Annotated in this window: 14 protein-coding genes; 3 read left to right on the top strand and 11 right to left on the bottom strand. The window is 36.8% G+C overall.

Annotation, left to right across the window (positions count from 1 at the left end):
- Positions 1 to 43 precede the first annotated feature (43 nt).
- From mreD to HT678_RS02565, 9 genes are read right to left on the bottom strand one after another with little or no spacing between them, the layout of a single operon-like run.
- The gene (gene mreD / locus HT678_RS02605; protein ID WP_023933023.1) at positions 44 to 538 is read right to left on the bottom strand and encodes a rod shape-determining protein MreD; all 495 of its coding nucleotides are present in this window, start codon (positions 536 to 538) and stop codon (positions 44 to 46) included.
- Positions 538 to 1,356 (bottom strand): rod shape-determining protein MreC, encoded by an 819-nt coding sequence (gene mreC, locus HT678_RS02600; protein ID WP_001078988.1) that lies wholly within the window; start codon positions 1,354 to 1,356, stop codon positions 538 to 540. The genes mreD and mreC overlap by 1 nt, the downstream gene beginning before the upstream one ends.
- A gap of 59 nt (positions 1,357 to 1,415) precedes the next feature.
- Complete coding sequence (locus HT678_RS02595; protein WP_050207771.1) at positions 1,416 to 2,210, bottom strand: energy-coupling factor transporter transmembrane protein EcfT; 795 nt, start codon at positions 2,208 to 2,210, stop codon at positions 1,416 to 1,418.
- Positions 2,203 to 3,042 (bottom strand): energy-coupling factor transporter ATPase, encoded by an 840-nt coding sequence (locus HT678_RS02590; protein WP_023936271.1) that lies wholly within the window; start codon positions 3,040 to 3,042, stop codon positions 2,203 to 2,205. Before HT678_RS02590 ends, HT678_RS02595 begins: the two co-directional genes overlap by 8 nt.
- Positions 3,027 to 3,854 carry an energy-coupling factor ABC transporter ATP-binding protein gene (locus HT678_RS02585; protein ID WP_000835726.1) on the bottom strand — a complete coding sequence of 276 codons (828 nt, stop codon included), beginning with the start codon at positions 3,852 to 3,854 and terminating at the stop codon, positions 3,027 to 3,029. Before HT678_RS02585 ends, HT678_RS02590 begins: the two co-directional genes overlap by 16 nt.
- On the bottom strand, positions 3,851 to 4,396 hold the full coding sequence (gene pgsA, locus HT678_RS02580) for a CDP-diacylglycerol--glycerol-3-phosphate 3-phosphatidyltransferase (protein WP_000712127.1): 546 nt from the start codon (positions 4,394 to 4,396) through the stop codon (positions 3,851 to 3,853). Before pgsA ends, HT678_RS02585 begins: the two co-directional genes overlap by 4 nt.
- 10 nt (positions 4,397 to 4,406) lie before the next feature.
- On the bottom strand, positions 4,407 to 5,249 hold the full coding sequence (gene rodZ / locus HT678_RS02575) for a cytoskeleton protein RodZ (protein WP_023936269.1): 843 nt from the start codon (positions 5,247 to 5,249) through the stop codon (positions 4,407 to 4,409).
- Positions 5,250 to 5,290: 41 nt separating this feature from the next.
- Entirely contained in the window at positions 5,291 to 6,574 is a 1,284-nt protein-coding gene (locus HT678_RS02570) for a pitrilysin family protein (RefSeq protein WP_000170199.1), read from the bottom strand.
- Positions 6,571 to 7,821 (bottom strand): pitrilysin family protein, encoded by a 1,251-nt coding sequence (locus HT678_RS02565; RefSeq protein WP_000424266.1) that lies wholly within the window; start codon positions 7,819 to 7,821, stop codon positions 6,571 to 6,573. Before HT678_RS02565 ends, HT678_RS02570 begins: the two co-directional genes overlap by 4 nt.
- 158 nt (positions 7,822 to 7,979) lie before the next feature.
- On the opposite strand from HT678_RS02565, the gene yaaA reads away from it, so the two are divergent.
- Both yaaA and recF read left to right on the top strand, forming a co-directional pair.
- Positions 7,980 to 8,348 (top strand): S4 domain-containing protein YaaA, encoded by a 369-nt coding sequence (gene yaaA, locus HT678_RS02560; RefSeq protein ID WP_000455902.1) that lies wholly within the window; start codon positions 7,980 to 7,982, stop codon positions 8,346 to 8,348.
- A 2-nt stretch (positions 8,349 to 8,350) separates the two neighbouring features.
- On the top strand, positions 8,351 to 9,448 hold the full coding sequence (gene recF, locus HT678_RS02555; RefSeq protein ID WP_000266672.1) for a DNA replication/repair protein RecF: 1,098 nt from the start codon (positions 8,351 to 8,353) through the stop codon (positions 9,446 to 9,448).
- A gap of 49 nt (positions 9,449 to 9,497) precedes the next feature.
- Here the strand turns inward: recF and guaB are convergent, their stop codons facing one another.
- Both guaB and trpS read right to left on the bottom strand, forming a co-directional pair.
- Positions 9,498 to 10,976, bottom strand: coding sequence for an IMP dehydrogenase (guaB, locus tag HT678_RS02550; protein ID WP_000073428.1), 1,479 nt, complete (start codon positions 10,974 to 10,976; stop codon positions 9,498 to 9,500).
- Positions 10,977 to 11,127: 151 nt separating this feature from the next.
- Positions 11,128 to 12,153, bottom strand: a complete 1,026-nt coding sequence (gene trpS, locus HT678_RS02545) for a tryptophan--tRNA ligase (RefSeq protein ID WP_023936262.1) — start codon at positions 12,151 to 12,153, stop codon at positions 11,128 to 11,130.
- Between the two features lie 205 nt (positions 12,154 to 12,358).
- Between trpS and HT678_RS02540 the strand changes: the two genes are divergently transcribed.
- Complete coding sequence (locus HT678_RS02540; protein WP_000958774.1) at positions 12,359 to 13,981, top strand: ATP-binding cassette domain-containing protein; 1,623 nt, start codon at positions 12,359 to 12,361, stop codon at positions 13,979 to 13,981.
- Positions 13,982 to 13,997: the final 16 nt, after the last annotated feature.

Raw genomic sequence — 13,997 nt, 5'->3', positions numbered from 1 at the left:
ATTCCAATAAACATTACGCCTTTGTTACATTTATATGTCGTTCTTATAGATAATATTTTTCAAAAATAAATTGAAAAACAGTAATCCATAAAAAATTTAAAATCATCGTCGGTACCAAGCTATAGACTATAAAAATCGACATGCTATCTACTGTCAACCCTACCATAAAAGCCAAAAGATAACTACCCATTTCAAACAGGAATGTCAGCACAATCATAGCTAGCATTCTTGTCCAACGATTCAACAAAATAACACTATTCAATTTATGAAGGAAGGCTCCCAATAAGATAAATAAGAGAGTTGCAATCCCTATTAGATGGAAAAAGTAAACATCATAAACCAAGCCTATAACAAAACAATAGACTAGATAGAGATACTCTGATACTTCTATCGTCTCAAATAAGAGAAATAGAAACAGAAAATGACTAGCCAAATGTACATGGGGGAAAAATGAGCCCAGAAGCTGGCTAATATGGGCGTCAATTAGAACAAAGAAAGGAAGCAATAAAAATACTCCAACCTGCTTCAACTGTCTCATTATGAATTCCCCACTAATTCTATCACATCCACATTATGAGTATCTGCACTCAATTTAACAGTTACTTCTCGTGTCAAATAGTCTGTACTATGCGTTGTGGCAACCACTTCACCAACAGGAATATCCGCAACATTAAAGTTTCCTAATCCACCCGTTGTCACCTTATCGCCTGAACTAATATCGCTATTACTATTTAATTGGCTAATTTTAAGAACTTCATTTTCCTTGTCGTAGCCAACAATAATACCATAAATTGTGGTAGTGCCGTGTTGAATTTTAACAGAAATCTTATCAGCATTTTCCGTATTTGTCAGAAGGTTGACCATAGTAGAGTTGTCCTCCACTTTTGAAACACTCCCAATCAAACCACCGTTTGCAATTACTAACATATTCTCAGAAGCACCTTTTGATCTACCTGCATCCAAGGTCAACTCCTGCTTCCAAGATACCGGAGAACGCATAATAACATCTGCTGCCAAAGTCTTTGTGGCTTGCAATTTAGACTTCATATCAAGCAATTGACGCAGTTGTTCATTTTCCGTCTTTAAACTTTCCGCCTCATTTGATTTGACTTCTAACTGGTAAAGCTGTTTCTTCAAACTTTCATTTTCATTATATGCTCGTGTCAAATGAGCCAAATCTGATTTGACAGAATCAAACCACCGAAAAGGTTTTTGCACAACCCTATCAACCAATGAGATTCCATCTCCTAATTTTGTCACAATTGTACTTGAATAAGTCGTCGCTAAGAGAGCTGAGACAAGCAGAACAGTGACAAAAACAATAATGACATATTTTGATTTTTTAAAACGGTTCATATCCCTACCTTTATATCAAGAACTGTTACAGTAACTTTTTTATCAATTCCTGAAAGCTACTAAGATTTTAAGAAAAATAAGCAACAACCAAGTACGATAATAACAAGAATGGTCAGCGTATCCTTTAGAGTCCATTTCAATTGTCGGTATTGACTTCTGCCTTTTCCACCCTGATAACCACGCGCTTCCATAGCGATAGCCAAGGAATCCGCACGTTTTAAACTTGTTGCAAAAAGAGGAATCAAAATGGGAATCATCGCCTTTACTTTTTGAACAATGCTTCCTTCACCAAAATCCACTCCACGCGCTTTCTGCGCATTCATAATCCGCGTCGTATCATCCATTAATGTTGGGACAAAACGTAGACTCATGGACAGCATCAATCCAATTTCATGAACTGGAACTTTCACACGCTTTAAAGGCGCTAACAAAGCTTCGACAGCTGATGCTAAACTTAAGGGCATGGTCGTTAAGGTTAACAAAGTTGAAAAGAAAATAATCAATACAAAACGACAAAAAATAATTCCAGCTTGTTGCAAAGAATAATCCGTGATTCTCACAAACGAAAACTCAAATAAAACATTCCCATTAGAAATGAAAAATAGTTGAAAAATAGTTGTGAAGGCAATCAAGAAAAACATAGACTTCAAGCCCTGAATAAAAAATGAAAGAGATACTCCTGACAAGGCAATAAATATCCCTGTCGCTATAAAAAGAATCAGATTCGTCAAGGGGTTATTAGCCCAAAACACAATCAAAATCAGTAGCATCATAGCAAGCAATTTGCTACGTGGATCCAATCGGTGAACAATCGAATCCCCTGGGATATAACGCCCTAAAATCATACTATCCATTTAGCGACTCCTTGAACTCCTCTATCTTAATCGGTAATCGTTTAAATGACACGCCTCTATCAGCCAATCGTTTACAAAAGGCCGTAATTTTAGGTACTCCCAACTGCACTTCTTCCATAAAGACAACATCTTGAAAGACATCACTTGGCTTACCACCCTTAACTAGACGTCCCTTTTCCATCACATAGACTTGATTCGCATGTTCAGCAACATCATCCATCAAATGTGTTACCAAGACGATGGTCATCCCTGACTGGTGGAGTTTTCTGAACAGGGTCATCAACTCTTTTCTCCCTAGAGGATCTAGACCAGCTGTTGGCTCATCTAAGACTAATATAGCTGGTTCCATGGCAAGTATGCCTGCAATGGCGACACGTCTCATTTGTCCACCAGACAACTCAAACGGACTACGATTAAAAAGTGATTCATCAATTCCAACCAAAGCCAGTTTCTCACGCGCAATCTGCTCCGCATCTTCCTCAGAAACTCCAAAATTTTGCGGTCCAAAAGCAACGTCTTTCAAAACCGTTTCTTCAAAAATCTGATTTTCAGCAAACTGAAATACCAAGCCAACCTGTTTTCTAATTTGACGAATATCTTTATTTTTAGAAGTCGAGGTGATTAAGGTATCAAAAACCCTCACACTCCCTTGACTTGGCACCAATAAACCATTTAAGAGTTGTAAAATAGTTGATTTACCACTACCTGTGTGCCCAATTAAAGCCGTATAAGAACCATCTTCAATCGTCAAAGAAACATCCGACAAAGCTGTTGAAGCTAAGGGAGTCCCTTCTTGATATGTAAAACTCACATTTTCTAGAGCAATTCCCATAATTTATCCTCTAGCTCACTTTCTGTCAAATAATTTTCAGGTAAATCATAGCCATTCTGGCTCAAAGAATATTTTACTTGATTGGCAAAAGGATCGTCTAATCCAATTTGATCTAAATCATTTCGAGAGAAAAGTTCTCTTGGGCTACTAGTTGATTCAATTTCCCCTTTTTTCATGACCAATACGCGGTCACTCATGGCAACTTCTTCCAAATCATGGGTAATAGAAATGACCGTCATATCATAGTCTTTCCGAATTCCCTGTACTGTCTCAATCAGTTCTCTACGCCCCTCAGGGTCCAACATACTCGTTGCTTCATCTAAGATTAAAATAGCTGGTCTTAGGGCTACAACACCTGCAATGGCCACACGTTGTTTTTGGCCACCTGATAGACGCGCCGGCTCTCTCTTTTTAAAGTCCAACATGCCAACCAAATCTAGAGCTTCCTCCACTCTCTTTTTCATTTCTTGACGAGAAAGACCCTGATTTTCCAAACCAAAGGCTACATCATCTTCAACAGTCGCTCCAACAAATTGATTGTCTGGATTTTGAAAAACCATACCGATTTGACGACGTATTTTCCAAACATTTTCCTCAGTCAACCGTTGACCATCTATTACAATCTCTCCAGATTCTGCTTCCAGTAAGCCATCAATTAATCGAACCGTCGTTGATTTACCACTACCATTATGCCCTACAATCGAAAGCCATTCTCCACGTTTCACGTGAAACGTAATATCCTTCACATCATAGTATTCTTGACTTTCCTTATAACGAAAAGAAAGATTTTTTACATCAATTATTGATTTCATTTCGAACCAAATGTCCCTTTAAATACATAGGCACTACCCTTGAAATAATCATAGCCAGAGTAGATAGTGAAAAACAAGGCCACATAAAGTAGAACTTGACCAAGCAAAGTCCAATGTAATAGCAAGAAAATAATGGCAAACATCTGACTAAAAGTTTTAATTTTTCCAGGCATTGCTGCTGCTAAAACTGTTCCACCAGTTTCAACCAATAAAAGCCTTAAACCTGTCACAGCCAACTCACGACAGATGATCACTGCAACAATCCAAGCTGGAGCCATACCTAACTCAATCAGCATAATAAAAGCCGACATAACTAGTAACTTATCCGCCATAGGATCTGCAAATTTACCAAAATTACTGACCACATTCCATTTACGAGCTAAATATCCATCTAAATAATCTGTAATACTAGCAATAGCAAAGATAATAGCTGCCACTATATGACTCTCTATCGAATTTCCTATCGTTAAAATAAAGATAAAAATAGGTATAAAGAGAATTCGACCTATTGTTAAAAGATTGGGAATTTGTTCTTTTTTCATTCGTTTTTCCTTAATTTTTAGTAAAGGTTACAGTGATTTGTCCAGTCTGAGCTGTTAATTTCGATAAATCAACAGTCTGATTATCTACTGTCAAAGCAACACCTTTTACAACACCTAAGGTAATTGTTACAGGACTTTTAGTTGCAACTGTTGCTTCTGCACTTTTCTTCTCTGGCGATAAGGTTACACCGCCCTCAAGTTCGCTTTCTGAAACGCTGACCCAACTTGTAACATCTGAAACTGCCAATTGCAATTTAACTGTTTCCTTACTTGTCTTATAAGCGATTTCTACATGATTTCCTTCACCTGATACACTTATAGCTGATTCTATACTAGAAGAACTGCTAGATGAACTACTACTTGAGGAGTGGGGAACAGAGCTAGTTGAACTTATTGAACTTGTTGATTGAACCACACTGTAATTAGAAAGAGAAGGCCCCTCTGGTTGAGTTTGAATATAGTTCCAAACATAATAGGTCACAAAAATTAAAATAGATAAGGCAAAAAGGATAAAATAAAATAAAGGTAAAAAGGATGGTTTTTTCTTATTTTTCTTACTTGAACGTCTGCGCCCTGTCAACTCGTCTTCATCAACATCTACTTCCTCATAAGTAATCATACTCCCAGAATCATAAGCATCCAAGACAATTTGGTCATCTAACTCAACAGCCCATGCATATTTTCTCAAGAAAGAACGCGTGTAAAAAGGACTTGGAAGTTGATCGAAATCGTCTGCTTCCATTGCTTCCAACATATCTAACTGGATTTCTGTCTTTTTCTGCAATTCATCTAAACTCAATCCCTGATTGATTCTAGCTAATCGTAAAACCTCACCAATTGTTTTTTTTCTCATACTTGTCATCCCTTCTTTCTAGTGTCTATTATGATAGGTTACTACGATGGGAATATTGTGAAATCAACTATATCCCCTTCATCTATTAAGTGATGCCCTGCTTCAAGGACATCCTCTAAAGTAATTTCCTGTAAAATTTTCGGCAAATCAAAAATTGTCTCACCATGTTCAAAAGCATCATATTGCGTTGCAAGCAATTCAAGAGAGTTCATGCTACTGAAAAATTCTCCAAACATCTCTCTTTTGATAATATCTAAATGATCCTCTGTAATATCTAAATCCTTTGTAAAATTACGAATGGCCTTCCTAAATTGATGGGATAAAGCAACTGGCTCTTTCGTATCCATTGTCAACATAACAAAATGAAAACGACTTGTTACTTCAATTTCAAGAGATAAGGAAGCATCTATTTTACCTGATTCATAACATTTTTGAAAACGATCCGAAGTCCAACCAAACATCATTGCAAACAATAATTTTAATAAAATATGATGTCGATAGCAATCCGCCTCAGCAACTTCTCGCTTACCTCTAACTCCAATCGCTAGTTTGGGAGAAGATACTTCCATTCTCATACTGTCTGTTTGCTTTACAGCCTGTAAAAGAAACTTTTCTCTTGCTAGTTCCTGAACATCTAAATCTTTCAGTTTTTTTCTTTCAAAATAGTCCTGTACTTTCTCTACATCAAAATCACCAACTAAAAACAGAGACATGTTTACAGGTTTGTAAAATCTTGCAAAATTTTCTTGCAAATTAGTTAGATTTATTTGGGAAATGGACTCCTCACTTCCAACTATATCCGTCGCTAAAGGTGTACCTGGATACAAATTCGCTAAGGTTGAAAAGAATAAACACGAATCTGGATCATCTTGATACATTTCTCGTTCTTGCTGAATAATATCCTGCTCTCTTAAAATGGAATCTTCAGTAAAATGTGCTGATGTTACCAATTCATCAAGTAAATCTAAATTTTCTAAAAAATGATCCGTTGCTGAAAAAAGATAGCTTGTTTTTGTAAAGCTTGTAAAGGCATTACTATCTGCACCTAGACTCGTAAAAGCAGACATCAAATCGCTAGAATCTTCTCTCTCAAATAATTTATGTTCAAGAAAATGAGCAATTCCCGCAGGATATTCTTTTACATCTCCGTCAACTTCTGTGACAAGCGTATCTACCGAACCAAACTGTACAGTGACACTCCCGTAAACCTCTTTAAATTCCTTTTTAGGCAAAAGAACAACTGTTAATCCATTTGACAAACGAGTTCGATAAATCATTTCTTTTACAGCTGGATAGTATTTTTCTTCAAAAACAACCTTTGTCATTCTATTCCTTCCATAAAGTAAATCGCCTGTAGTTTCACATTATTAGCTGCTCTACAAATAGCATCTTTGTCAACTTGCTCGAGTTTTGCAATCCAACCTTTAAAGTCTGCTGAAGATTTTCCAAGTAAGGCATTTTGATAAGCACGTTCAATCAATGAACCTTGATTATCTTGAGAAAGCAACAAAGACCGACGAATCATTTCCTTGGTCTGCTCTAGCTCAAGCTCTGTAAAATAACCTTTTTTTAAATCAAGTAATTGATTATTCATCATTTTTCGAGCCTGATTCCTATTTTCTCGATTGATACCAGCATACATTCTCAAGAATCCACTAAATAAATCAAGCTGACTTGAAATGGTATAAGCTAATCCAGCATTTTCACGGACATTTGTAAAGAGCTTAGAATGAGCAAATCCACCAAGTAAACCATTCATTACAATCATGGGTAAATGTTGCTCATCGCCATATTCAGCAGAGCAATAATATCCCAACTCTAAAATAGACTGTCCCACATTTTTCCGAACCATACCTTCCTGAAGGATATTGGAATAAGGTTGACAATACTGAACCTTCATATCTCCTTTTCGAGCTTTAAAGCCAAATGATTCTAATACATTTTGAATTTCAACCTCATTAAAATCACCTAGGAAAAAGAAATCTATTCGATCATTGGCCAAAAATTCTTGGAAACAAGAATAAGAACTTTGTGGAGTTTCAGCTAAAATACGATTTCGTAAATCACTATATTCCAATTGAAGACGTTCATCATGAAAAAACAATTTATCCAATTCTTTATGTGCAAAATAAAAAGAATCATCCATATCAGCTGCTAAACTTGCTAGCAATTGTTTTTTCTCAATTTCAAATAAGGCCGGATCAAACCCATTATCAACTACTACGGGTGAAAAAAGAGTTTCTTTTACAAGTTCCAAAATCTGAGAAGTTAGCACGTTTTTCCTACTTAAAAACTCATCACGAACATAGGTAAATGTCAATTCTATAATGTGGCTTTGCCCTCTTCTGAAACAATTGGTTGACATATCTGTACCGTATAGACTGGCCAAGTGTCTCCTCAAATCTTGAGAAGTGGGGTACATCTGATTAGCAGTCTCTAGCATACTTGCACTCAACATGTGACCTGCAATCGTATCAAGGGATAATGGAGCGGTAAAACGCACGGTAATTTTGTTTGTTTTAAACTTTTTTGATTGGATAAAATGTGTTGAAATTCCATGCACTAACTCCATGATTTACCTCCTTATATACAGACTTCTATTATATCACGAAAACCTGAAATTTTCTTGTTCCCTGTAACACTTTTGAAATAAAAATCGCTTACATTTCTAGCTGTCTCTCTCACTATTTTTAGGAAAATATGGTATAATACCAAAGATTGAGGTGAATTATGGAATACAAATTATTTGAAGAATTTATTACCCTCCAAGCACTACTCAAAGAACTTGGAATTACACATAGCGGAGGAGCTATTAAATCATTTCTCTCTGAACATTCTGTTTACTTTAATAGGGAATTAGAGAGTCGTCGTGGAAAAAAACTTCGTATTGGCGATAAAGTTGACATCCCTGACATGAACATTGACATCTTGTTGACACAACCTACTTCTGAAGAACAAGATGAATACCAAGCTGATAAAGTTGAAAAAGAACGGATCGCTAAACTTGTCAAAAAGATGAATAAGGGAGTTAAAAAAGACAAATCGAAACCTGCTTCATCACCAAAAAGCAAACAAGCTCCACGATTCCCTGGTAGATAATCATGTGGCTACAACACCTATCTCTCAAAACTTTTCGTAACTACAAAGAGACGAAAATAGACTTTAATCCTAAATTAAATGTCTTTTTAGGACGTAATGCACAAGGTAAAACAAATATGTTAGAGGCTATCTATTTTTTAGCCTTAACACGTAGCCATCGAACTCGAACAGATAAAAATCTCATTCATTTTGATGAGGAACAACTTCATCTTTCAGGTCTCGTTCAGAAAAAAACGGGATCTATTCCTCTCGAAATTGAACTAACACAAAAAGGACGTGTTACAAAAGTTAATCACTTAAAACAGGCACGACTTTCAGACTATGTAGGACACATGAATGTTGTCTTATTTGCTCCTGAAGATTTACAACTAATTAAAGGGGCACCTTCAGTTCGACGAAAATTCATTGATATGGAGCTTGGGCAAATTAAGCCAATCTATTTATCAGATTTAACCAATTATAACCACATCCTAAAACAAAGAAACACTTACCTAAAATCAGCTCAAAAAATAGATGAAACCTTCCTTTCAGTCTTAGATGATCAGCTAGTTGATTATGGATGTCGTGTAATGAATCACCGCTTAGATTTCATAAAAAAACTAGAGCATTTTGGTCGTAAGAAACATTTTGAACTTTCTAATCAGATTGAAGAACTGTCACTATCCTATCAATCTTCTGTAAAGATAACTGACAAAGAAGACTTATCAGAATCTTTCAAAATTGCTTTAGAAAAAAGTAGATCCAGAGATTTATTTAAAAAGAATACTGGTGTCGGTCCTCATCGAGATGACATTTCTTTTTATATAAATGGGATGGATGCTAGTTTCGGAAGTCAAGGGCAACATCGTAGTCTCGTCCTTTCTATAAAATTAGCAGAAATCGAATTAATGGAAAGTATTACTACAGAATCTCCGATATTATTGCTTGACGATGTGATGAGTGAACTTGACAACACTAGACAACTAAAATTATTAGAAACGATTTCTCATTCAATCCAAACCTTTATCACAACAACAAGCTTAGACCATCTTCAAAATCTGCCAGAAAATCTAAGTATTTTCACTATTCAAGATGGTAAAGTTGTTGTAAATAAAACTTAACAGCATTGTAAAAGAACTCCTGTTTTCGCAGGAGTTCTTTTCATTTCTTTTACATAGAATAATTTGGTGCCTCATTCGTAATTTGTACATCGTGAGGGTGGCTTTCTTTCAAACCAGCACCAGACATTTCAATAAATTGAGCATTATCGTGTAGTTCTTTAAGGTTAGCTGCACCACAGTAACCCATACCAGAGCGAATACCACCAATCATTTGGAAGACAATATCAGCTGCCGCACCTTTATAAGCAACACGACCTTCAATTCCTTCTGGAACAAGTTTGTTTGCTTCATTAACAGAACCTTGGAAGTAACGATCGCTTGAACCTTTCTTCATAGCAGCAATTGATCCCATACCACGGTAAGTCTTGAACTTACGTCCTTGGAAGATTTCAGTTTCACCTGGTGCTTCATCAGTTCCAGCAAACATTGATCCAAGCATAACAGCATTTCCACCAGCCGCAAGTGCTTTTACAATATCTCCAGAATACTTGATTCCACCGTCAGCAATGATAGTCTTACCATATTCACGCGCAACAGCTGCAGCATCGTAGATAGCTGTTACTTGCGGAACACCAACACCTGCAATCACACGAGTAGTACAGATAGAACCTGGACCAATCCCAACCTTGACAACGTCTACACCTGCTTCATAAAGAGCACGTGCACCTTCAGCAGTAGCAATATTTCCAGCAATTAAAGTACGATCTGGAAAATGAGCACGAATCTCAGCAATTTTACGCAAGACACCTGCAGAATGACCATGTGCAGTATCAATAACAATCGCATCCGCTCCTGCCTCAAAAAGAGCCTCTGCACGTTCAAATGTATCTGAAGTAACACCTACTGCACCTGCAACTAGAAGACGACCAAACTCATCTTTAGCCGCATTTGGAAACTCAATAACTTTTTCAATATCTTTGATAGTGATCAAACCAGAAAGACTGCCTTCTTCATCGACCAACGGAAGTTTTTCAATACGATGCTCTTGAAGAATACTCTCAGCCGTTGCAAGATCCGTACCCACAGGAGCAGTAACAAGATTTTCACTAGTCATATGGTTTGAAATTGGTTGATTATAATCTGAAATAAAACGAAGATCTCGGTTTGTCAAAATACCAACCAATTTACGATTTTCAAGTGTTTCAACAACTGGAACACCACTGATGCGGTAACGACCCATAAGCTCATCTGCTTCAGCAATTGTATGTTCAGGCGTCAAGAAGAACGGATCAATAATAACTCCATTTTCAGAACGTTTTACCTTACGAACCTCGTCTGCTTGTTGAGCAATTGACATGTTTTTATGGATAACTCCGAGACCGCCTGCACGAGCAATAGCAATGGCCATTTGACTCTCTGTAACTGTGTCCATGGCAGCGGTAATAATTGGGATATTTAAAGTCAAATTATCTGCCAATTTAGTTGTTAAATCTGCATCGTTAGGCAACACATGACTTTCAGCTGGAATAAGCAATACATCATCAAAGGTAAAACCTTTTTTCAAAAATTTAGTGTCCCAATTAGACATTCGAAGTTTCCTCTTTTCTTTCTTTTTGAGCTTGACTCTTTTTATATTGTATCTATCATACCATTCTATAAAAATTTGTCAAATGTTACAGGGGTAAATAAAAAACTATCTTTTCTTTGAGATAGAAATGATAGTTTCTTGTAAAATAAACCTAGTTAAAGTAATGAAGTCCCATTGCTCCTTTAACCTCAGATAAGGTCTGACCTGCAACTTCACGTGCTCTTTCACTACCTTTTTGAAGCATATTATAAACTTCTCCCATATCCTTAGTAAATTCAATACGGCGCTCACGAATAGAACCCAGTTCACGTTCTAATATTTCAAGTAGATAACGCTTGGTCTTCACATCACCAAGACCACCTCGTTGATAATGTTCTTTCATGTCAGCAATTTCTTGAGCATCTTCTGGACGACCAAAAACATCTAGATAATGGAAAACCATATTTCCCTCAATCTTACCTGGATCTTCCACTCGAATATGATCTGGATCTGTATACATACTCATTACTTTTTTACGTAAAGTATCCGCATCATCAGCTAAATAAATACCGTTATTGAGTGATTTAGACATTTTAGCATTCCCATCCAAACCAGGCAAACGCCCTGCTCTTTCATTTTCTGGGTAAATACCTTCCGGTTCTACCAAGACATCACAGTTATATGCATTGTTAAAAGAACGAACAATTTCACGAGTTTGCTCAATCATTGGTTTCTGATCTGTCCCAACAGGAACATAATTAGCCTTGAAAGCTGTGATGTCAGCTGCTTGAGCTATTGGATAGACCAAGAATCCTGTCGGAATGCTTTCTCCAAATCCTTTCTGAGCAATTTCTGTCTTGACAGTTGGATTACGCTCCAGACGTGCTAATGAAACCAGATTCATATAATACATAGACAACTCAGCCAGCTCTGGAATCTGGCTTTGAATAAAGATAGTTGATTTACTTGGATCCAATCCAACTGCAAGATAATCCAAAGCCACATTTCCGATAGACTCTACAATGGTTTGAGGATCTTTGGCATGATCTGTCAAGGCTTGTTGGTCAGCCAAGAACACAAACATATCATACTTATCCTCTTCCTGTAATAATACTCGATTTTTGAGACTTCCAACATAATGTCCAATATGCAATTTTCCTGTTGGACGGTCTCCTGTTAAAATAATGGGTTTAGTCATTTTGTTCTCCTTCGATATAGTCCCTTCAATTATAGCATTTTTTTAATGAAATAACCGCAATTTATCAAAATAAATCAACCTTACTATTCACGGATTTGTGTAAAGTATGCTGTAAAATTAATTTACACAAAATTGACAGATAAAAATTTGAATATTTCCGTATTTTCTAGTAGAATAAATATATTACACATATAGGAGAAAAACATTGCTTACAGTATCTGATGTTTCACTACGTTTTAGTGATCGCAAACTTTTTGATGATGTCAATATCAAATTTACAGAAGGAAATACTTACGGATTAATCGGTGCTAATGGTGCCGGAAAATCAACCTTTTTAAAAATTTTAGCCGGAGATATCGAACCTACTACTGGTCACATCTCTCTTGGTCCAGATGAACGTCTCTCTGTTCTTCGTCAAAATCACTTTGACTATGAAGATGAACGTGCCATTGATGTTGTTATCATGGGAAATGAAAAACTTTATAGCATCATGAAAGAGAAAGATGCTATCTACATGAAGGAAGATTTCTCAGACGAGGACGGGGTTCGTGCTGCCGAACTCGAAGGAGAGTTTGCTGAGCTTGGAGGCTGGGAAGCAGAAAGCGAAGCCTCTCAACTCCTTCAAAACCTAAACATTCCAGAAGAATTACACTACCAAAACATGAGCGAATTGGCCAACGGTGAGAAAGTAAAGGTTCTCCTTGCCAAAGCACTTTTTGGTAAACCAGATGTTCTTCTCTTGGACGAGCCTACCAACGGTTTAGACATCCAATCAATTACATGGTTAGAAGACTTCTTGATTGACTTTGATAACACAGTTATCGTAGTATCCCACGACCGTCACTTCTTAAACAAAGTATGTACTCACATGGCCGACCTTGACTTTGGAAAAATCAAACTCTATGTCGGAAACTACGACTTCTGGAAGGAATCTTCTGAACTCGCTGCTAAATTGCTAGCAGACCGTAATGCTAAAGCAGAAGAAAAAATTAAACAATTGCAAGAATTCGTTGCTCGTTTCTCTGCTAATGCTTCTAAATCAAGACAAGCAACATCACGTAAGAAAATGCTTGATAAGATTGAACTAGAAGAGATTGTACCATCTAGTCGTAAATATCCATTTATTAACTTTAAAGCGGAGCGTGAAATAGGTAATGATCTCCTGACAGTAGAAAATCTAACTGTAAAGATTGATGGTGAGACTATTTTAGATAATATCAGTTTTATCTTGCGTCCAGGTGATAAGACAGCGCTTATTGGTCAAAATGACATCCAAACGACTGCATTAATTCGTGCAATCATGGGGGACATTGACTATGAAGGAACTGTCAAGTGGGGAGTAACTACTAGCCGTTCTTACTTGCCAAAAGATAACTCGGCAGATTTTGCAGGAGGAGAGTCAATCCTTGACTGGTTGCGTCAATTCGCAAGTAAAGAAGAAGATGACAATACTTTCCTACGTGGCTTCCTCGGCCGTATGCTCTTCTCTGGAGATGAGGTTAACAAACCTGTAAATGTCTTGTCAGGGGGAGAAAAAGTTCGTGTCATGCTTTCAAAACTCATGCTTTTAAAATCAAATGTCCTTGTACTTGATGATCCAACAAATCACTTGGACTTGGAATCTATCTCAAGCTTGAATGATGGATTGAAAAACTTTAAAGAATCAATCATCTTTGCCAGCCATGACCACGAGTTTATTCAAACTCTAGCTAACCATATCATTGTCTTGTCTAAAAATGGCGTCATTGACCGTATCGATGAAACCTATGATGAATTCCTAGAAAATGCAGAAGTACAAGCAAAAGTTAAAGAACTTTGGAAAGACTAAAAAAATTCAAAACTCA

The sequence above is a fragment of the Streptococcus sp. 3167 genome, from assembly GCF_013277175.1.
Lineage (GTDB): Bacteria > Bacillota > Bacilli > Lactobacillales > Streptococcaceae > Streptococcus > Streptococcus pseudopneumoniae.
This window is presented reverse-complemented; position numbering and strand designations above follow the sequence as displayed.

Bases quoted from the DNA above. Each gene is read 5' to 3' on its own strand.
- HT678_RS02565 (WP_000424266.1), bottom strand. From the start codon at position 7,821: ATGGAGTTAGTGCATGGAATTTCAACACATTTTATCCAATCAAAAAAG.
- mreC (WP_001078988.1), bottom strand. From the start codon at position 1,356: ATGAACCGTTTTAAAAAATCAAAATATGTCATTATTGTTTTTGTCACT.
- HT678_RS02590 (WP_023936271.1), bottom strand. From the start codon at position 3,042: ATGGGAATTGCTCTAGAAAATGTGAGTTTTACATATCAAGAAGGGACT.
- rodZ (WP_023936269.1), bottom strand. From the start codon at position 5,249: ATGAGAAAAAAAACAATTGGTGAGGTTTTACGATTAGCTAGAATCAAT.
- guaB (WP_000073428.1), bottom strand. From the start codon at position 10,976: ATGTCTAATTGGGACACTAAATTTTTGAAAAAAGGTTTTACCTTTGAT.
- HT678_RS02570 (WP_000170199.1), bottom strand. From the start codon at position 6,574: ATGACAAAGGTTGTTTTTGAAGAAAAATACTATCCAGCTGTAAAAGAA.
- yaaA (WP_000455902.1), top strand. From the start codon at position 7,980: ATGGAATACAAATTATTTGAAGAATTTATTACCCTCCAAGCACTACTC.
- HT678_RS02595 (WP_050207771.1), bottom strand. From the start codon at position 2,210: ATGGATAGTATGATTTTAGGGCGTTATATCCCAGGGGATTCGATTGTT.
- HT678_RS02585 (WP_000835726.1), bottom strand. From the start codon at position 3,854: ATGAAATCAATAATTGATGTAAAAAATCTTTCTTTTCGTTATAAGGAA.
- mreD (WP_023933023.1), bottom strand. From the start codon at position 538: ATGAGACAGTTGAAGCAGGTTGGAGTATTTTTATTGCTTCCTTTCTTT.
- pgsA (WP_000712127.1), bottom strand. From the start codon at position 4,396: ATGAAAAAAGAACAAATTCCCAATCTTTTAACAATAGGTCGAATTCTC.
- trpS (WP_023936262.1), bottom strand. From the start codon at position 12,153: ATGACTAAACCCATTATTTTAACAGGAGACCGTCCAACAGGAAAATTG.
- recF (WP_000266672.1), top strand. From the start codon at position 8,351: ATGTGGCTACAACACCTATCTCTCAAAACTTTTCGTAACTACAAAGAG.